The sequence below is a fragment of the Streptomyces sp. CA-250714 genome, assembly GCF_050936705.1.
Taxonomy (GTDB): domain Bacteria; phylum Actinomycetota; class Actinomycetes; order Streptomycetales; family Streptomycetaceae; genus Streptomyces.
The window spans coordinates 3,689,276-3,707,935 of the sequence record NZ_JBNJMI010000002.1 but is presented as its reverse complement, the minus strand read 5'-3'; the positions used below and the strand labels follow the sequence as shown (position 1 = coordinate 3,707,935).

The window sequence follows — 18,660 nt, the reverse complement described above, 5'->3', positions numbered from 1 at the left end:
CGATCGCGCGGGGCCCGGCGTCAGAACGGCAGTGACTCCCCCTGCACCGCCTGGATGTCCAGGTCCACCCTCAGCGTCGTACCGACGGCGGCGATCCCGGCGGCGACGACCTGGTTGTAGTTCATCGCGAAGTCCGAGCGCCGCAGTTCGGTGGTGGCGCGGAAGGAAGCCCGCAGCCCGCCCCAGGGGTCGGGACCGCTGCCCAGGTAGGTGAGGTCCAGGTCGACGTCGCGGACGACGCCGTGCATCCCCAGTTGGCCGCGCACCGTCCACCGGTCGGGCCCCGCCAGGTCGATGCCGGTGCTCCGGTAGGTGATGTCCGGGTAGGTCTCGGCGTTGAGGAAGTCGCCTGAGCGCAGGTGCTGATCGCGCATGTCGTTGCCGGTGTCGATGGACTCCGCCTTGATGACGGCCTCGACGGACGACTTCTCCGGGTCCTGCGCGATCTCGATCCCGCCGCCGAACTCGGTGAACCGGCCGTGCACGCTGGTCATTCCCAGGTGCTGTGCGGACGCGGCGACCGTGGAGTGCATCGGGTCGATCGTCCATGGGCCCGGCGGCGGCAGTTCGACGCCGCCCTGCCGGGCCAGCACCAGGGTGCCCAGCTCCGCGCGCCCGGCAGCGGTGACCATCGCCGTGGCGGCGGCCGGCGCATAGCCGACAGCCGTGGCGATGACCATGTACGCACCTGGGGGCAGCGGCTCCCCGCCGCGTGCGACACCCTCGTCATCGGCCTCGACGCGCAGTACCTGGGCGCCCGTCATATCGGTGAGGGTGAGCACGGCGTGCCGCACCGCCCAGCCGTCCCGGGTACGCACCCGCGCCCGCACGCCGTCTCCGGCGCCGCCGGCCGGGTCCGCTCCGCTTGCCCCGCCTGTCATCTCTTCCAGCTCCTTCTCACATACGACGGCCCCGGCCTCGCATACGACGGGCCCCGGCGCCCGGCGGCGGGCCGTCCCTTGCCCGCGCTCGCCAGTCGCGGTTCTCCGGGCCGCCGGGGCCCTTCCCCTGCCGGACCCGACGGCGCGCGCTCCGCTCGATTCACGCGCCGTCAGGACCGGGGGGTCACTCGTCCGGGTGGTGCAACTCGATGTCGTACGCGTCCACTCCGGGTCCGGTCACATGCAGGGCGTTCGCCTGGGGCGGGTAGCCGCTCGCTATGACCGAGTACTCGCCGGCGTCCAGATCGGTGAAGGCGTAGGCGCCGTCCTCACCGGTGGTGGACGTGGCGACGACGTTGCCGGCCGCGTCGACGAGGGTGACGCGTGCGTCCGGCAGCGGCCGGTGCTGCGCACCGGCCCGTACGGTGCCGGTCACCCGGGCGCCCGCCGCCAGGTCGACGTCGAGCCGGGTGGTGCCCTGGCCCTGTACCTCGACCGGGACGGCGGTGGGCCGGTAGCCGGTGGCGTTCACGGCGAGCGTGAAGCTGCCGGTGACCAGCTCGTCGAACCGGTAGTCGCCCGCGTCGCCGGTGACGCCGGTGGCCAGCACCTCGCCCCGTACATCGGTGACGACGACCATCGCGCCGCTCACCGGGGCGCCGTCCGCCAGCCCGCGCACCTGGCCCGCCAGGCCGCTGGTGCCGGAGAGCAGCAGGTCGTGGCTGAGGGGCTGCTCGCCGACCACGATGGTGGACGCCTGCGGCTGGTGGCCGTCGGCGGCCGCGATCAGGACGTAGGAGCCGGGCCCCGGCGCGTCCAGCCCGTAGGAGCCGTCCGCGTGGGCGACGGAGCGGCCGAGCTGGCGCCCGCTGAGCGAGATCAGCGTGACGGCCGCGCGGGCCACGCCGATGCCGTCGGCGTTGCGGACGGTGCCATGCACTCCATACTGGCTGGTCGGTATGGGGGCCGGGGGCTGGTCTGTGGCCATGGCTGCGTACTCCCTGAGCTGGGTGTCGTCCCCCGCGGGCGCGGCCACCGCGGCGGCCTGCTGCGTGTGGTCCTCGGCCGCCCAGGTCGTGGAGGCCGCGGAGGACGCCTCGTTCGCCTCGTTCACGGCAGTGGTCCGCAGTGGGACCTCCCGAATGAACAGCACGCACACCAGCGCCAGCAGCGCGACCGGCGCGGCGTACAGGTAGATGTCGCCGATGCCGTGCCCGTACGCGCTCTCCACGACGGTACGGACCGGTGGGGGCAGCTTGTCCAGGTCCGGCAGGGCGCTGCCGCCGCCGCCCGTGGCTCCGCCGCCGGGCTTGACGCCGAGCTTGGCGAAGCCGTCCTCCATGTAGTGGGTGATCCGGTTGGAGAGCACGGCACCGAGCGCCGAGACCCCGACCGCACCGCCCAGCGAACGGAAGAAGTTCACCGTCGAGCTGGCGGACCCGAGGTCGCTCGCCGCCACCTGGTTCTGGGTGGCGAGCACCAGGTTCTGCATCATCATGCCGACGCCGAGGCCGAGCAGCGCCATGTAGATCGACATGTGCCAGTACTCGGTGTCGTACCGGAGTGTCCCCAGCAGGCCCATGCCGGCGGCCATCAGCACACCGCCGGCGATGAGGAACTTCTTCCACTTGCCCGTGCGGGTGATGACCTGGCCGGAGACCGTGGTGGACAGGAAGAGCCCGGCGATCAGCGGGATCGTCATGACACCGGCCATCGTCGGCGACTTGCCGCGCGCCAACTGGAAGTACTGGCTCATGAACACCGTCGAGCCGAACATCGCGATTCCGACGAACAGCGAGGCGATCGACGCCAGTGTGATGGTGCCGTTGCGGAACAGCCGCAGCGGGATGATCGGTTCCTTGGCCTTCGACTCGACGAGCACGAAGATCAGCGCGAGTACGACGGCTCCGCCGACCATCGTGTAGGTCTGCCAGGACAGCCAGTCGTACTTGTCCCCCGCGAAGGTGACCCACAGCAGCAGGGTGCAGGCCGCGGCGGCGATGAAGAACGCGCCGGCCCAGTCGACCTTGACGCCCGGCCGCTTGACGACGGGCAGGTGCAGCGTCTTCTGGAGGACGATCAGCGCGATGACGGCGAACGGCACGCCGACGTAGAAGCACCAGCGCCAGCCGAGCCAGCTGGTGTCGGTGATCACGCCGCCGAGCAGCGGGCCGCCGACGGTGGCGATGGCGAACGTGGCACCGAGGTAGCCGCTGTACCTGCCGCGCTCCCTGGGGGAGATCATCGCGGCCATGATGATCTGGGCGAGCGCCGAGAGCCCGCCCATGCCTACGCCCTGGGCGACCCGGAAGGAGATCAGCATCCCCGGGTTCTGCGCGAGACCGGCACCCGCCGAGGCCAGCACGAAGACGATCAGGGATATCTGCACCAGCAACTTCTTGCTGATGAGGTCGGCCAGCTTGCCCCACAGCGGGGTGGAGGCGGTCATCGCCAGCAGCGAGGCCGTCACCACCCAGGTGTAGGAGCTCTGGCTGCCGTTGAGGTCGGAGATGATCTTGGGGAGCGCCGTGGAGACGATCGTCGACGACAGGATGGCGACGAACATGCCGAGCAGCAGCCCGGACAGCGCCTCCATGATCTGCCGGTGCGTCATCGGAGCCGCGCTCTCGGCTGCCGTCGCTGCGGCGGTGCCTACGCCCTGGGCAGCCTGGGCCCGGGCGTCGCTGGAGTGGCCTGACGACGCGGCGTGTGCCGCGTGCCGGGCCCCGCCGCCGGCCCCCTGCACGGCGTCGCGAGGCCCCCCAACCGGCGGCTGGGGTCGGGTTGTTGCCATTCGGCGTCCTTCTAACTCAGTGGTGCGGTCGGTTTCGTCTCGTGGGGCAGCCCGCCGCGGGCGCGGCAGTCCCCGAAGCTCGTACGGAGCCGGCTGAGCAGCGTGTTGAGCTGGGCGACGTCCTCGTCGCTCCAGTCGTGCAGGTGGGCGGCGAGCGCCTCGACGAGATGTGCCGAGAGCTCCGCCAGGAGCCGCTCACCGCTGTCGCTGATCCGCAGCAGCCGGGACCGGCCGTCCTGCGGGTCAGGGCGGCGCTCGATCCAGCCACGGTCGGCGACGTGGGTGACATGCCGGCTGGTGACCGACATGTCGATCGCCATCAGCTCGGCCAGTCGGCTGGTGCGCATCTCCCCGTGCTTCTCCAGAAGCGTCAGTACGGCCGCCGAGGCGGGCGGACACTCCGGGGGAAGACCACGCGCCATCTCTCGTTTGACGGCGCCGATGGCGCTGATCTGCCGGGCCAGCTCCTCGTACTGACTGCGTGCGGCCATCTGCACCCCATGAACTTGTTGCTTAAGGCAACCATAGGATGGTTGGTTGCTGTAGGCAAATTGATTTCGGGCAACCGAGGCAAACGCTTCGCAAAGAGTGCGCAAGGGCCAGGGTGGCCGTGTGAGCGAGCGCACAGCGCCTGACCGGGCGTGACTGTGCCATCCGGGGGACGGTTCGCTAGGGTCCTGGGACATGGCTCACAACCCGCAGGCGCCGCAGGGTCCGGACGGACAGGGACACCCCGACCCGGCAGGCAGCACCCAGATGTTCCGCGCCTTCGTCGACGAGGGGGCCTCCCGGCCCGGCAGCAGGCAGCCCGCCGCCCCGGCCCCGGCCGGACCCCGCGTCGGAGTGATCGTCGGCGTCGTCGTCGCGCTCGTCGTCCTGGCGGGCGTCGCCTGGCTCGCCTTCTCCTGAGGTATGGCTGGGACGGGGAGACGCGCCCCGAAGGGGCGCGGGGAACTGCTCGACCAGCCACAGACCACCCGCAGATTTGTACGTCGAGCAGGGGCAGCCCCTCACCACCACAGGTGAGGGGGAACAGAGGCGCCCGGACACGCCCTCAGGCGCGGGGCAACCCCTGGCGGGTCCCAGTTACTTCCAGCCGGAGAGCCGCACCTCGCGGGTCTCGATGTGCATACCCAGCGGCACCCGCCACGCGTCCACGCACACCGTCCAGGTCTTCTCCTTCTTCTCCCCGGCCTTGATCGGTACGGGCAGCGCACGCGTGCTCTCGCGGGTGTCCCAGTCCACGCCGAGCGCGCCGATGATGTGCGTACTGAAGGTGATCCTGCCGCCGGTCACCGCGCGGCCGCCGGAATTGCTGAGGCGGACGGTCACCTTCTCGCACCACCGGTCGTCCGTCTTCGCCCGCTCCGGCTCGCTCGCCGTCAGCACGGCCGGACCGCTCGGCGGGCGCGGGGAGTCCGGGGAGCCTGAGCCGGAGGAGCTGCCTCCGGATTGCGGGCCGCCGCCGCCCGTGCCGTTGCCCGGTGACGAGCCGTCGGAGCCGTCCGAGCCGGTCGAGCCCGCTGAGTCCGCCGAACCCGCTGCGCCCGGCGACGCGGAACCGGACGGTCCCGTACCGGACGCGCCCTCCCCCGCCTCGCCGGCGCCGTCGTCCGCGCCCTCGCCGGCGCCCGTACGCCCCTCGTCCGCGCCCCCGCTCCCGCGCGCACCTTTCGGGTCGCCGCCGCCGTCTCTCCCGGCGCCGTCGCTCTTCCGGTCACCGTCGCCCTCGCCGGGCAGCGGCACCAACCGCACCTTGTCGTCCGGCCGTACGGGACCGGTGCCGTCGCCGCTCCGTCCCGACGGGTCCGCCGCGCCGACCGCCACATAGCCGTCGTCCCCGCCTCCGCCGCACCCCGCGGCCAGCGGTGCCCCGAGACATACGAGAGCCGCCGAGGCGGCTATCCGGCTGCCCCGACGGCTTCGCGTGTTGCTCCCCTGGCTTCGCATGGCGCCAGTGTTACTGACGCCTCGTCAGAAGTGAACCCTCCGTCCGCGTCCTCAGATGTCCGGTTGGGTGTCCCAGTCGCTGTCCCCCGCCGCACTCCGCCCCCCGTCGTCGGTCAGTCCTCTGCGATCAGCCCCTCGCGCAACTGTGCGAGCGTGCGCGTCAGCAGCCGGGAGACGTGCATCTGGGAGATGCCGACCTCCTCGCCGATCTGCGACTGCGTCATGTTCGCGAAGAAGCGCAGCATGATGATCTGGCGCTCCCGCGGTGGCAGCTTGGCCAGCAGCGGCTTGAGGGACTCTCGGTACTCGACGCCCTCCAGCGCGCTGTCCTCGTAGCCGAGCCGGTCGGCGAGCGAGCCCTCGCCGCCGTCCTCCTCCAGCGCCGGGGAGTCCAGCGAGGAGGCGGTGTAGGCGTTGCCGACGGCCAGCCCGTCGACCACGTCCTCCTCGGAGACGCCGAGGCAGCCCGCGAGTTCGGTGACGGTCGGGGAGCGGTCCAGGGTCTGCGACAGCTCGTCGCTCGCCTTCGTCAGCGCCAGCCGCAGCTCCTGGAGGCGGCGCGGCACCCGCACCGACCAGGAGGTGTCGCGGAAGAAGCGCTTGATCTCGCCGACCACGGTCGGCATAGCGAACGTCGGGAACTCCACGCCGCGTTCGCAGTCGAAGCGGTCGATCGCCTTGATCAGCCCGATGGTGCCGACCTGGACGATGTCCTCCATCGGCTCGTTCCTGCTGCGGAAGCGGGCCGCGGCGTAGCGGACGAGCGGGAGGTTCAGCTCGATGAGAGTGTCCCGTACGTACATCCGCTCCGCGGTGTTGGCCGTTTCCGGGGATTCGGCCGCCGCCTTGTCGAGCGCGGCGAGCCGCAGGAAGAGCGAGCGGGAGAGCGTGCGGGTGTCGATCGTGTCGCTGTCGGGCACCGCGGCGACGACGCCGGCGAGCTCCGCCGGCTCCCCTCCCGCGAGGTCGTCCGGCGCGACCCCGTCGAGCACCGGGGACACACTGCCCGGCTCGGCGGGCCCTGGAGGTGCCCCCGGGGCCGGGGACGTGTTCTCGGCGAGCACCTTGGAGCTGCCCAGTTCTACGGACATGCCACCCCCTTGAGGTCGCGGACGGTCGCTGCGGCGCCCTCGGCTCAGAGGGAAGCACCTCCCCCTCCATACCGGGCACGCCACTGCGGCAAACGCAGCTCTTGCAGAATGTCACAAGTAGGCAACGCGACGTAGCCTCATGTCGATAAAACTGCACAGTTGAGGGCGGTGAGACGGAAGTTGAGGTCGCTCGAACCGGTTACGCGTCGATTCGATTTGCGGCCCGCAGCCGGGCGAAGCTGCGCGAGAGCAGCCGCGAGACATGCATCTGCGAGACGCCGAGCTCGGCGCTGATCTGGGACTGCGTCAGATTCCTGTAGTACCTCAGCAGCAGGATCCGCTGCTCGCGCTCGGGCAGTTGTACGAGCAGATGGCGTACGAGGTCACGGTGCTCGACCCCGTCCAGCTCGGGGTCTTCGTAGCCGAGCCGGTCCAGCAGCCCCGGCATTCCGTCCTCGCGCTCCTGTGCGGCCTCCAAGGAGGTGGCCCGATAGGCCCGTCCGGCCTCGATGCAGGCCAGCACCTCCTCCTCGGTGATCTTCAGCCGCTCGGCGATCTCGGCGGTGGTGGGGGACCGCCCGTGAAGTGTCGTCAGATCCTCGGTGGCGCCGCTGACCTGCACCCACATCTCGTGCAGCCGACGCGGGACGTGCACCGTGCGGACGTTGTCGCGGAAGTAGCGGCGGATCTCGCCGACGATGGTCGGCATTGCGAAGGTGGGGAACTGCACCCCGCGTTCCGCGTCGAAGCGGTCGATGGCATTGATCAGCCCGATGGTGCCGACCTGGACCACGTCCTCCATCGGCTCGTTCCTGCTGCGGAAGCGCGCCGCGACGTACCGCACGAGCGGCAGATTGGCCTCGATGAGGGCGGCGCGGATGCGCTCGTGCTCGGCGGAGCCGGGTTCGTGCCGGGCGAGCTGTTCGAAGAGGGACTGCGTCAGCGCCCGGGTCCGCGCGGCTCGTTCCCGCTGCGCCTCGGCGGGGGAGGAGGGTGTTTCGGCGTCGCCGGAGGAGGTCTGGGTGGGGGTACGGGTCCCGTCCACTCAGCCACCACCCCTTACGGTGCAGATCTGTCCTGATCGATCGCTTCGATCGCTTCGGGTGCTTCAGGTGTTTCGGGTGCTTCGCTTGCTCGGCCGGCCTTGAGCGTGCAGGCAGGATTCGTCAGCCAAAAAGCGGTCATAGCATCACAAGACATGTGCACCGTGCGCAAGCACCGTATAACTCCGTGTTGCTTGCCAGTTGCAGCCGGAAGCACCTGGTCGAAGAGGGGTGGGGAACCCGCGCGGAAGAGGCGGGACAGGTGTCTCAGTGGGGCGGAGCGGGGGTCTCAGTTGACGAGCGAGGTCATGAACCGGCCGACGCCCTGCGCGGCGCTGGAGATGCCCTCGAAACCTATCTGGACCAGATCGGCCGCGCGTTCGGGGGACGTGATGATCGTGTACAGCACGAAGACGACAAGCACATAGCCCGCGACCTTCTTCGTCTGCGCCATCGTGCTGTCCCTCCCCCGGGCCTTCGGCCCCCGGGCGTTCGATCATCGACACTCTGTACACCTGTGCGGCTGTGTGAGTGTAGCGGGAACGACGAGTCGCCAGCAGGCGAAGGGAGTCCAGCGTTCCGGGAGGGCAACGGGAGTCCGGGGCGGCGTGAGGTCCGGGGCGCGGGGGCAGGGTGGGCGGGGTCAGCGGCAGCGAGGGCCGAGGACTCAGTGGCGGGGAGTGCTGGGGCTCAGCGGCAGGGGGCGGCGAGGGCTCAGGGGAGGAGGACGGTCTTTCCGCGGGCGCCGCCCGCCCGGTTGCGGGCCACAGCGCCGGGCGCCTGGTCGAGCGGGACCTCCGCCTCGATGGGCACGGTCAGCGGGCCGCTGTCGATCTCCTCGCAGAGCCGCTCCAGCAGGTCGGCGGAGGCCGCGATGTGATAGTTGATGCCCTCGATGCCGCGCCCGTACAGCGCCTCCACCGACGCCGCGTCCAGCGTGGAGACGGCCACGCCACCGTCCCGTACCAGTGCGGCGTGCCGGGCGAACTCCTCCGGCTCGGCCGACCCCAGGTCCACCAGCGCGTCCACACCGTGCGGATACTCCTCCCGCACCGCGTCCGCCAGCTCCCGCTCCCGGGTGTCGATGGTCAGCGCCGCGCCGAAGGCGCCCATCCGGGCCTGGTCGTGCCCGTGCGTGGCGGCCACAACGCGCAGCCCGCGCGCGGCGGCGAGCTGGGTGAGGAACGTACCGACGCCGCCCGCAGCCCCGATGATCAGCAGGCTCTCGTACGAGCGCAGTGCGGCCGAGTCCATCAGCCCCAGCGCCGTCATCCCCGCCGTGGGAGCTCCCGCGGCGGCGGTCAGCGGAATGCTGGTCGGTGCGTGGGCGATGCTGCCCGCCTCGTTCACCACGACGTACTCCGCGTATGTCCCCCCGCCCACCGGCTCGCTCACCACGTGCCCGAACACCTGCTCGCCCAGGGCGAATCGGTATGTCTCCGGACCGCCGGCCTCCACGACGCCCGCGAAGTCCACCCCCATGACCAGCGGGAAGTCATACGGAACCAGGTCCTCCAGCATGCCCTCGGCGATCTTCCAGTCCAGCGGGTTCAGGCCGGCGGCCACGACCCGCACCAGCACCTCGCCCTCGCCCGGCTCAGGCCGCCGCGCCTGAAGAAGCTCGGGCCGCCCGTTCCGCTCCCGCACACCGACAGCACGCATCGACCCGCGCCTCCCTGCTCCCCCCTGGAACCAGCGGACGCTCTCAACGTACGACAGCCCGCGGCCCCGCGCAGATCGCCCGCACGGGCCGTCCCCCGCCGTCCGGCCGAAATACCGGGGGAATGCCGCCCGCGGTATTCGTCGTCTCCGCGAAGAGGAATAGCGGCGGCGCGCCTTCGATACCGGCGCTCCTGGTGCGGGACGGGTGAAAACAAACCCCTCCCGTGACGCCGCCGGAGGATCAACCAGGGCATCACAATGGGTATGGGCGCACCCGCAAAATCGGGGCGATCAATGCTAGTCTGCAAACAACAGCGCAATTGCTGCCGGTCCGCACGGCGCGGGCCCCGCGCCTCTGGTCGGACGAAGAGCGGGGCCGCGGGCGAGGACCTTTGATGGGCTCATCCCAGGCCCGGGGTGGGCCCATCAGCTCGTACGGGAGCTACCACAGCTGCTCCGTCCGGACGGCGTAGTAGACCGCCTGGAAGAAGCCGGCGATTGCCCGCGCGAGATCAGCGAACCGTTGAAGCGTCGTCCTCGCCGGTTCAGACTTACAGCCCGCACCGGCCATTTCTCCTCACCCCCTCTCAAAGGGAGAGTTGGGATGACGATACCGCAACGGTCAAGCACTTCCCGGAGAAAAACGCCATTATTGTTCCGGCGAATTTCTGCGGGGCAATCCCTGGATTCCCCCGAATTGCCTCACCGGACGGGTGGTGAGGGCTCGCGCCCGCTCGCGGGGCGCCGCCGGGTTCCGCCGGACGGAGTTCTCGGGGTGGGTGGTCGTGCTGCGGAGGGCTGCGCGGCCTGCGCGGCCTGCCCCTTGTGCGGCGGGCTCTAGTCGTCGAACGGGGGGCAGGGGCGCGGGGCCATGGTGGCTCCTTCTTATCCGGCCGACTGCATTCTCCGGCTGACTGCGGAAACGAGCGTTCTCCGGGCGTCGGCCGACCTGGAGAACGGTCGTTCTTGCCGACCCGGGTTCAGGCCGGCCGGTCCGCCGACGCGCCAGTGCCGGCCTGCTTCGCCGTGTACCGGCGGGCCTTGGCCCGGTTGCCGCAGACGCGCATCGAGCACCAGCGGCGGCTGCGGTTCTTGGACACGTCCCAGAAGACCCAGGCGCAGCCGTGCTCGGCGCAGCGCTTCAGCCTGGTGGCCTCCCCCGTGAGGGCCAGCTCGCTCCACGCGATCGCCAGCCCGGCCAGTGCCCTTCTGACCGGTGGCAGATGCGGCGCCGGGGACAGGACGCCCTCCCGGGTGCCACCCCGGACGGTGATGAGGACGGGCAGTTCGCGGAGCGCGTCGTCGGCCCCGGCGAGGAGCGTCGCGTCGGCGGTGTCACCGACGTTGACCCCCAGTTCCTCCCGGATGCCGATGCGCAGCCGCAGACAGAGGGCGTGGTCCTCGGCGCTGACCCGGCGGCTGCGGTCGAGCAGCCCTTGGTCGACCAGCCAGACGGCCAGTCCGCTCGTCGTGGCCAACTCGTCGGTGCCGAGCTCCACGTCGACGGTGTTGGCGAAGGCCTCGATCAGCCGGGCCGAAGCCGGGGCATCGCGCATCAGTCACCTCCTCGGAAGGCCGCCAGCCTACACCCGACTAACCGGCTAACGGTTTTACCGGTAGCGGAGGTGCCTGGTCCTGTGCCAGACTCCACCCCTCGCCAATAACCGGCAAAACTCGTTAGAGGGTTAGGGGGAGGATCTGGTGAGTGACGGACAGAAGCGAGACCACGCCGTCGCGGTGGTGGAGCCGTCGGCGGCGCTCGCGGAGCCCGGCGGGCGGACTGTCCCGGGGCCCGGTGGGAGGGCAGTCGCGGAGCCCGGTGGGAGGGCTGTCCCGGAGCCCGGCAGGCGCGCTGTCTCGGAGCCCGGCAGGCGGGCTGTTACGAAGCCCTGTACGGGGACCGTCCGGGAGCCCACCGGGGAGGCCGTCCCGAAGTCCCGTACGGGGACCGCCCCGGAGCTCACCGGGGAGGCCGTCCCGAAGTCCCGTACGGGGACCGCCCCGGGACCCACCGCGGAGTCCGCCGCGCAGTACGGCACGCGGAACACCGTCGTCCTCCTCGTCTTCACCGCGATCACCAATCTCGCCGACGGCGTCACCAAGATCGCCCTGCCGCTGCTCGCCACCCGCGCCTCGGGCTCCCCGGGCCAGGTCTCGGCGGTGTCGCTCGCCCTCTCCCTGCCCTGGCTGCTGGTGGCCCTCCATGTCGGAGTGCTGGTCGACCGCGTCGATCGCCGCCGTCTGCTGTGGGGCGCGGACGGCCTGCGGCTGCTCGCGCTCGGCGCGCTGATCCAGCGCGCGGCGACCGACAGCATCACCATCCCGGTGCTCTGTACCGTCGGCGCGGTGCTGGGCGTCGCCGAGGTCGTCGCGCTGACGGCGGCCGCGGCTCTGGTACCGGCCCTGACCCCGCCGGAGAGCCGGGAACGTGCGAACGCCTGGATCGCCGGGGCCGAGACGGTCTGCAACGAGTTCTGCGGCCCGTTCGTCGGCGGCCTCCTCCTGGCAGCCGGCACGGGCGTCGCCCTCGGCGCGACCTGGGTGTCGTACCTGACCGTCTCGTTCGTCCTGCTCCTGCTCGTGGGCCGCTTCCGCGCTGGTCGGGAGACGGCGGCAACGGCCGCCCCGGAGAACGGACCTGACGGCGCGCCCGGCGTGCCCGGCGGACCCGACCGCGGACACGACGACCGCGGATCCAACAGCGAGAGCGTCAACAAGCAGATAGCCATCGGCCTGCGCTATCTGTGGCGGCAGGTGCTGCTGCGCACCATGGCCCTGATCCTGACCGCCCTGTGCGCCTGTTGGGGTGCCTGGCTGGCACTCATGCCGCTGTTCGCCACCGACGTCATGGGGGTGAGCCCCGGGGAGTACGGCGCGATCCTGAGCGCTCTGGGCATCGGCGGCCTGGTCGGCGCCCTCACCGTCACTTGGGTGAACCGGCTCTTCGGTCGGCGCCGGGTGATGTTCGCCGACCTGGTCGGCACCTTCGCGATGATGGTCGTACCGGCGCTGACCACCAACGTCTGGGCGGTCGCCGCCGCGGCCTTCGCCGGTGGCCTGGGCGGCACGCTGTGGACGGTGAACTCCCGCACGATCGGGCAGCGCCTCGTGCCCGACGCCATGCTCGGCCGCTACAGCGCCGTGAGCCGCCTCTTCAGCTGGGGCGCCATGCCCATCGGCGCCGGACTGATGGGCCTGCTGGCCGAAGCACTCGGCATCCGCATCGCCTTCGCGCTCTTCGCCGTCTCGGTCGCCATCACCGTCCTCCCCTTCCTCCGCGTCCTGACCCGCCCCGCACTTGCGGAGGTCTTCGCCGAACAGCCCGCATGACGCGTCACACGACAAAGGGCCGGACCCCCACGGGGTCCGGCCCTCCATACATCCTGCTCACAAGCGGTAGCGGTGGGATTTGAACCCACGGAGGAGTTGCCCCCTCACTCGCTTTCGAGGCGAGCTCCTTCGGCCGCTCGGACACGCTACCGAGAGGAACTCTAGCCCAATGAGGGCCCGGGATCGAAATCGGTATCCGGTGGGGTGGGGGGTGGGGGGGAGGTGGTGCGGAAGAAGTCGGTGAGGAGGGCGGCGCACTCGTGTGCCAGTACGCCGTTGACGACCTCGGGGCGGTGGTTGAGGCGGCGGTCGCGCAGGGCGTCCCAGAGGGAACCCGCGGCGCCGGCCTTCGCGTCGAGGGCGCCGTAGACGACGCGGTCGACGCGGGCGAGCACCGCAGCGCCCGCGCACATCGTGCACGGCTCCAGGGTGACGACGAGGGTGCAGCCCGTCAGCCGCCAGTCGCCGCCGCCCAGGGTGCGGGCGGCGGCGCGCAGGGCGAGTATCTCGGCGTGCGCCGTCGGATCGCCGTACGCCTCACGGGCGTTGTGCCCCCGGCCGAGCACCGCGCCGTCCGGCCCCAGTACGACGGCACCGACCGGCACGTCCCCCGTCCCGGGCGCCTGTGCGGCTTCCATGAGCGCCAGCCGCATGGGCTCGCGCCAGGGGTCGCGTACGGGGTCGCCTTCCGGGGTGGGGGACGCGGCGGTCGGCCGGTCGTCGGCTGCGGGGGTCATGGGGACAGTGTCGCGCTTGTCGTACGGCGGCTCAGCGGACGGCCTCCAGTACGTCCGTGCAGCCCAGTGCGTCGGCGACCTCGGTCAGCGCGTCCTCGGGGGAGAGCGAGAGCAGTACCTTCTCGTCCATCCCGAGGTCGGAGAGGAGGTCGGCGTCGCCCAGCGGGCCCGCGGGGGCGGTCTCCGCCTCCGCTGCCGCGGCGCGTGCCGCCCCGTCGTCGTCCTCGCTGCCCTCCGGCTCCCCTTCCTCCGTGCCGTCCAGGTCCACGAGTTGGTCGAGGGCCGACGGGTCTTCCGGCTGGCGGCCGAGCAGCTCGTCCGAGAGCAGTATCTCGCCGTACGAACTCCGCATCGCCGCCGCGGCGTCCGAGACGAACACGCGCGGATCGTCCTCGCCGTCCACCCGGACGACGCCGAACCACAAACCGTCCTGCTCGATGCAGACCAGCACCGTCTCGTCGTCTGTCGTGGCCTCGCGGGCCAGGTCGGCCAGGTCGGCCAGGGTCTCCACATCGTCCAGCTCTGTGTCGCTCGCTTCCCACCCGTCTTCGGTGCGCGCGAGCAGCGCGGCGAAATACACCGTGACTCTCCCACTGATTCAAGATGTGCCCGAGTGCTGACGAGGACCGTGCCCCCGCCCCATCGGAATCGTGGCAGAAACCCGCGCCGTGCGAAGGGTCTTCGACAGTGCGTCGTCGCGCTGTTTGCCCGACTGTTGCCCGAACGTTTACCCGGGCGCTCGCCTGCGACGACTCACTGTGACAACTCGCGACTCAGAGCTGTGGGGAGGGGGAGCCGCTGTTGCGTGGACGGTGGCCGGCGAGCCCCTGTTCCGGGTCGTACCCGCAAGGCTTCGCAGGGACGGCCTCACCAGCGGAACGTACGCATCCGCAGCGCCTGCTGACGCATACGGGCCGCCCGCGAGCGGCGTGGGTGGACGCGCTCGCGCAGCTCACGCGCTTCGCTCAGCTCGCGGAGAAAGCGGGCACGGCGGCTCAGCCGCTCCGCGTCGGCGCCGCGGTCGGCGTCCGGGGAGCGGTCCGTGGAGCGGTCCGGGCGGCGGTCGGTTTCCGGACGGAAGTCCGATTCCTGGCGGGGCCGGGAGATCTTTCCCGGCTGCCGGTGCGACTGCTGCCCGGGCTCACGTGGCTCTGACATATGCACACCTCCGGTGTACTTGCCCACTTTCCCTGCTCCGCCCGGCGTACGCCAGTGCGCCCCGGCGTATCCCGGCGCGCCCTCCGCGAGCCTGGCGCATGCGCCCCGGCGCGTACGGGCGCGTACCGGTCCGGTACCGGCGGGATCGACCCCGCGCGGCCTCGGATACTGTCGAAGCATGCGGATCCACGTCGTCGACCACCCCTTGGTCGCGCACAAACTCACCACCCTGCGCGACGCGCGCACCGACTCACCGACCTTCCGCCGTCTCGCGGACGAGCTGGTGACGCTGCTGGCGTACGAGGCCACCCGCGATGTGCGGGTCGAGGAGGTCGGGATCACCACACCGGTGACCGCGACCACCGGTGTGCAGCTCTCCCGGCCCCGCCCGCTGGTGGTGCCGATCATCCGGGCCGGGCTCGGCATGCTGGAGGGCATGGTCCGGCTGCTGCCGACGGCCGAGGTCGGGTTCCTCGGGATGATCCGCGACGAACACACCTTGCAGGCTTCGACGTACGCGAACCGGATGCCCGACGATCTGTCCGGACGCCAGGTCTACGTCCTCGACCCGATGCTGGCCACCGGCGGCACGCTGGTCGCCGCGATCAAGGAACTGATCCGGCGCGGCGCCGACGACGTGACCGCGCTGTGCCTGCTCGCGGCGCCCGAGGGGGTCGCCGTCATGGAGCGGGATCTGGCCGGTACGCCGGTGACCGTGGTGACGGCCTCGGTGGACGAGCGCCTCAACGAGCAGGGCTTCATCGTGCCGGGCCTGGGCGACGCCGGGGACCGGATGTACGGCACCGCCGGGTAGGTCTGTACGGCACCGCCGGGTAGGGCTCAGCAGTCGGCGGGCACTGCTGGATAGAGGCTCAGCAGTCGGCAGGGGAGGCCGAGGCCGACTTGTCCGGCCGGGGCGAGCCGGTCAGCTGGGCCAGGGCGGCCGTGGCCGACTTCTTCTTCGTCAGGCGCTCGAAGCCCTTGCCGAGTACGAGGTCGACGTCCTTGCCGTTCCGCTCGTCGTACCGGGTCTCGGTGTTCTCGAGCTGGGTGCCCAGGACCTGCAGACGGTCCGAGGTGGTGGAGCCGGGGGCGCCGACGAGGATGCCCGCCTTCTTGACCTTCTCGTCGAACTCCGTGGGCGCGTTGCCGACCTTGCCGATCTTGAAGCCGCGCTTCTTCAGCTCGTCGGCGGTGTCCTTGGCCAGGCCGCTGCGCGAGGTGGCGTTGAGGACGTTGACGGTGATGTCGCCGGGCTCCGGGAGCTTGCTGTCGGCGGTGTCCTTCTTGCTGTCGTCCGCGTCGGCCGACTTGCTGCCGATGGCGGCTTTCCGGCCACCGGCGGTGGCCTTCTCGGCGCCGGCGGGCGAGGCGCACTTCGAGCGCTCCGCCGGGCGGCCGGTGGCTTCGGCGGGGTCGCCGCCGGAGAAGATGTCGACGAGCTGGAGCGTGCCCCATCCCAGTACCGCGACGGCCAGCGCGGCGGCGAGCGAGGCGGCGATGATCCGCCCCCGCCTTCGTGGCCTGCGCATCCGCGGGTAACGGTCTCCCTTGATGCGGTACTTCCCGCCCATGCCTGGGGGAGTGAGCATGCTCATGTGCGCAGGGTAGTGGCCGTATGCAGGACTGCCTACTAGATGATCAACGGCTCCTCGATACGCCTACAAACACGTACCCGAACGGGGGAATGTGTGTGCTCCCGCGCGGCGTGAAACCGCTCCGGTTCGCGGCGGGGCAGCCCGGTTCGGCGGGTCGGTCAGTCCAGTTCGAGGACGCGGGCGTGCAGCACCTGGCGCTGCTGGAGCGCGGCGCGGACCGCGCGGTGCAGCCCGTCCTCCAGATACAGATCGCCCTGCCACTTCACGACGTGGGCGAACAGGTCGCCGTAGAACGTCGAATCCTCCGCGAGCAGGGTCTCCAGGTCGAGCTGGCCTTTGGTGGTGACGAGCTGGTCAAGGCGCACCGGGCGCGGGGCCACATCCGCCCACTGACGGGTGCTCTCCCGGCCATGGTCGGGGTACGGCCGCCCGTTTCCGATTCGCTTGAAGATCACACGGAAAGCCTACCGGGCTACCGGTACCGGGCGCAGCCCTGTGCCGCTGGTGCAATCCGGGTGATCTTTCAATGAACCGGGTGAAAGGCGGGCAGACCGGAGGTGAAAGGCGAGCGGAAGGCGGACGCCGCTTCCGTGCCGGTTCTGTGGGAGCCGTGCACGATTCAAGGCTCAGAGCGGGGTGGCGCCCCGTTGTCCACAGGTTGTGGACAACGGGGCGTGTGGTTGCGCGGAGCGGCGGGTCAGCGGATGAGGTGTGCGCCCTTGTACGGGCCGGTGACCGGGGCGGCCGACTCCTCCGTCGAGAACGTACCGGCCGGTCGGTCGGTGCCGCGGGGTAGTCCGCTGGTGTCCCAGGCGTAGTGGCCGACCGCGTTGGCGATGGCCTTGACGTTGAGGTCGAAGGCGCGGGTGTTGATGTTCTTCAGCGTGTCGCAGGCCTGGTGGTAGCAGCCGTCGTACGCCGCTCCCGCCGTGCCGCCCCACAGCTTCTGCTGCTCGGCGGTCTTGATCCCCTCGGCTCCGGTGAACGTGCCACCTGCGGGGATGCCCGCCTCGATGAAGGGGCCGTAGTCGGAGCGGCCGGTGAAGTCGGTGCCCTGGGTCGCCGTACCGCGGGAGGTGAGGAAGTCCACCAGGTCCTTCTCCAGCGTCGCCGAACCCTCCGGTCCCGGGCCCGCGCCCGTGCCGTCGGAGTTGTCACCGTCGTAGGCGAACATCCCGTAGTTGGGGCTCGCGATCATGTCGAAGTTGAGGTAGAGCCCGATCTTCGCGCGTTCGGCGGCCGGCAGCTGCGTCACATAGTGCTCGGCGCCGAGCAGGCCCAGCTCCTCGGCGCTCCACAGCGCGAAGCGGACCTTGTTGGCGTGCTTGCCCTTGGGGTCGGCCTTGGCCAACTGGAGGGCGGTCTCCAGGATGCCCGCCGAGCCGGAGGCGTTGTCGTTGATGCCGGGGCCCTCGGGGACGGAGTCGAGGTGGGCGCCGAGCATCACCGTGTTGTCCGGATCGCCGCCGCGGGTCTCGGCGAGGACGTTGTGCGTGGTGCGCTGCTCCTGGTGCTCCCGCAGCTCCAGGTTGAGCGTGACCTCGCCCTTGGCGGCCTGCTCGGCGAGCGCCTCGCCGTCGGCCTTGGTGATGCCGCCGGTGGGGATGCGGGCGGCGTCCGGGCTGCCGAGGGTGCCGTTGAGCGCGCCGTCCACGTTGTTGTAGATCACCGCGCCGACCGCGCCCGCGTCGGCGGCGGCCGCCTGCTTCTGCGCGAACGCACAGCCGCCCCGCTTGATCAGTGCGATCTTCCCGTCGTACGCGCCCTGGGCGTAGTCGCCCGCCTCGCAGCCGTTGGAGCCGTCGGCGTCGACAGGCACGGCCGTGACGGGCGCCTTGATGCCGCCCTCCGGGGTGCTCTTGGTGTACGTCATCAGCGTGATCGGGACGTCACGCTGGTCCGGGCTCACGACGGAGAGCTTCTCCGCGAGGGTCTCGCGGAAGGTGAACTCGAACTTCTGGTAGGTGACCTTGTAGCCGGCCGCCTTGAGCAGGGTGCCCGCGTAGCGTGCGGAGCGGTCGTGGCCCTCGGAGCCCGCGCCCCGGTTGCCGTCGCTGTACTCGGCGATGGCGCTGAGTGCCTTCAGATGCTTCATGGCGCCGTCGCCACTGGTGCGTCGGACCAGCTTCTCGGCGAGCTTGTCGGCTTCTTTCGCCGACTGTCCGGCGGGGCGTTCGGCGGCGTCGGTGGCGGCGCCGGCGCTGGTCGTCGAGGCGAGGAGCAGCGGGGTGGCGAGGGCGGTGGCGGTCAGAGCCGCCATGGATCTCCTGCGCAGTGCGTGCAGGGAGCGGGCGGAGCGGAGCGGTACGGACACAGTCGTGATCCTTTCGGGGAACCGCTGTCGACGTGTGGTGCTCTGGTGCGCTCTGTGCTCTCTGGTGCGTCGGGTCCGGCAGTGTCCGGCATACGGACGCGC

18 protein-coding genes and 1 tRNA gene are annotated in these 18,660 nt (G+C 71.0%); 3 read left to right on the top strand and 16 right to left on the bottom strand.

Annotation, left to right across the window (positions count from 1 at the left end):
- Positions 1–20: 20 nt before the first annotated feature.
- From ACQEU8_RS35440 to ACQEU8_RS35430, 3 genes are all read right to left on the bottom strand, one after another.
- Positions 21–881 carry a YceI family protein gene (locus tag ACQEU8_RS35440; protein WP_433108502.1) on the bottom strand — a complete coding sequence of 287 codons (861 nt, stop codon included), beginning with the start codon at positions 879–881 and terminating at the stop codon, positions 21–23.
- A 184-nt stretch (positions 882–1,065) separates the two neighbouring features.
- Positions 1,066–3,675 carry an MFS transporter gene (locus ACQEU8_RS35435; protein ID WP_433108500.1) on the bottom strand — a complete coding sequence of 870 codons (2,610 nt, stop codon included), beginning with the start codon at positions 3,673–3,675 and terminating at the stop codon, positions 1,066–1,068.
- Between the two features lie 11 nt (positions 3,676–3,686).
- The gene (locus tag ACQEU8_RS35430; protein ID WP_433108498.1) at positions 3,687–4,166 is read right to left on the bottom strand and encodes a MarR family winged helix-turn-helix transcriptional regulator; all 480 of its coding nucleotides are present in this window, start codon (positions 4,164–4,166) and stop codon (positions 3,687–3,689) included.
- A gap of 193 nt (positions 4,167–4,359) precedes the next feature.
- Between ACQEU8_RS35430 and ACQEU8_RS35425 the strand changes: the two genes are divergently transcribed.
- A complete protein-coding gene (locus tag ACQEU8_RS35425; protein ID WP_433108496.1) occupies positions 4,360–4,584 on the top strand; it encodes a hypothetical protein in 225 nt (74 codons plus the stop codon).
- Positions 4,585–4,761: 177 nt separating this feature from the next.
- Here the strand turns inward: ACQEU8_RS35425 and ACQEU8_RS35420 are convergent, their stop codons facing one another.
- The 6 genes from ACQEU8_RS35420 to ACQEU8_RS35395 all read right to left on the bottom strand — a co-directional run bounded on the left by ACQEU8_RS35420 (position 4,762) and on the right by ACQEU8_RS35395 (position 10,977).
- Positions 4,762–5,625, bottom strand: coding sequence for a hypothetical protein (locus ACQEU8_RS35420; protein WP_433108494.1), 864 nt, complete (start codon positions 5,623–5,625; stop codon positions 4,762–4,764).
- Positions 5,626–5,738: 113 nt separating this feature from the next.
- A complete protein-coding gene (locus ACQEU8_RS35415) occupies positions 5,739–6,716 on the bottom strand; it encodes an RNA polymerase sigma factor SigF (protein ID WP_433108491.1) in 978 nt (325 codons plus the stop codon).
- A 199-nt stretch (positions 6,717–6,915) separates the two neighbouring features.
- A complete protein-coding gene (locus ACQEU8_RS35410) occupies positions 6,916–7,761 on the bottom strand; it encodes an RNA polymerase sigma factor SigF (RefSeq protein ID WP_433108489.1) in 846 nt (281 codons plus the stop codon).
- 287 nt (positions 7,762–8,048) lie between these two features.
- Positions 8,049–8,213, bottom strand: coding sequence for a hypothetical protein (locus tag ACQEU8_RS35405; protein WP_433108487.1), 165 nt, complete (start codon positions 8,211–8,213; stop codon positions 8,049–8,051).
- 260 nt (positions 8,214–8,473) lie between these two features.
- Positions 8,474–9,421 (bottom strand): NADP-dependent oxidoreductase, encoded by a 948-nt coding sequence (locus ACQEU8_RS35400; protein WP_433108485.1) that lies wholly within the window; start codon positions 9,419–9,421, stop codon positions 8,474–8,476.
- A 980-nt stretch (positions 9,422–10,401) separates the two neighbouring features.
- Complete coding sequence (locus tag ACQEU8_RS35395; protein WP_433108483.1) at positions 10,402–10,977, bottom strand: CGNR zinc finger domain-containing protein; 576 nt, start codon at positions 10,975–10,977, stop codon at positions 10,402–10,404.
- Positions 10,978–11,122: 145 nt separating this feature from the next.
- Here ACQEU8_RS35395 and ACQEU8_RS35390 point away from each other — a divergent pair, with 145 nt between their 5' ends.
- Positions 11,123–12,751: an MFS transporter gene (locus tag ACQEU8_RS35390; RefSeq protein WP_433108481.1), complete on the top strand. Its 1,629-nt coding sequence runs from the start codon at positions 11,123–11,125 to the stop codon at positions 12,749–12,751.
- 64 nt (positions 12,752–12,815) lie between these two features.
- Here the strand turns inward: ACQEU8_RS35390 and ACQEU8_RS35385 are convergent.
- The 4 genes from ACQEU8_RS35385 to ACQEU8_RS35370 form a co-directional block, all read right to left on the bottom strand.
- Positions 12,816–12,902 (bottom strand) — tRNA-Ser (locus ACQEU8_RS35385).
- 10 nt (positions 12,903–12,912) lie between these two features.
- Positions 12,913–13,488, bottom strand: a complete 576-nt coding sequence (gene tadA / locus ACQEU8_RS35380) for a tRNA adenosine(34) deaminase TadA (protein WP_433108479.1) — start codon at positions 13,486–13,488, stop codon at positions 12,913–12,915.
- Positions 13,489–13,519: 31 nt separating this feature from the next.
- Positions 13,520–14,068: a hypothetical protein gene (locus ACQEU8_RS35375; RefSeq protein ID WP_433108477.1), complete on the bottom strand. Its 549-nt coding sequence runs from the start codon at positions 14,066–14,068 to the stop codon at positions 13,520–13,522.
- 287 nt (positions 14,069–14,355) lie between these two features.
- A complete protein-coding gene (locus ACQEU8_RS35370) occupies positions 14,356–14,595 on the bottom strand; it encodes a hypothetical protein (RefSeq protein WP_433108967.1) in 240 nt (79 codons plus the stop codon).
- A 229-nt stretch (positions 14,596–14,824) separates the two neighbouring features.
- On the opposite strand from ACQEU8_RS35370, the gene upp reads away from it, so the two are divergent.
- Positions 14,825–15,460, top strand: a complete 636-nt coding sequence (upp, locus tag ACQEU8_RS35365; protein ID WP_433108475.1) for a uracil phosphoribosyltransferase — start codon at positions 14,825–14,827, stop codon at positions 15,458–15,460.
- Between the two features lie 58 nt (positions 15,461–15,518).
- On the opposite strand, the gene ACQEU8_RS35360 is transcribed toward upp, so the two are convergent.
- The 3 genes from ACQEU8_RS35360 to ACQEU8_RS35350 all read right to left on the bottom strand — a co-directional run bounded on the left by ACQEU8_RS35360 (position 15,519) and on the right by ACQEU8_RS35350 (position 18,504).
- The gene (locus ACQEU8_RS35360; RefSeq protein ID WP_433108473.1) at positions 15,519–16,244 is read right to left on the bottom strand and encodes a LytR C-terminal domain-containing protein; all 726 of its coding nucleotides are present in this window, start codon (positions 16,242–16,244) and stop codon (positions 15,519–15,521) included.
- Between the two features lie 158 nt (positions 16,245–16,402).
- Positions 16,403–16,699, bottom strand: a complete 297-nt coding sequence (locus ACQEU8_RS35355) for a type II toxin-antitoxin system VapB family antitoxin (RefSeq protein WP_003999914.1) — start codon at positions 16,697–16,699, stop codon at positions 16,403–16,405.
- 242 nt (positions 16,700–16,941) lie between these two features.
- Positions 16,942–18,504: a M28 family metallopeptidase gene (locus ACQEU8_RS35350; RefSeq protein ID WP_433108965.1), complete on the bottom strand. Its 1,563-nt coding sequence runs from the start codon at positions 18,502–18,504 to the stop codon at positions 16,942–16,944.
- Between the last annotated feature and the right edge of the window lie 156 nt (positions 18,505–18,660).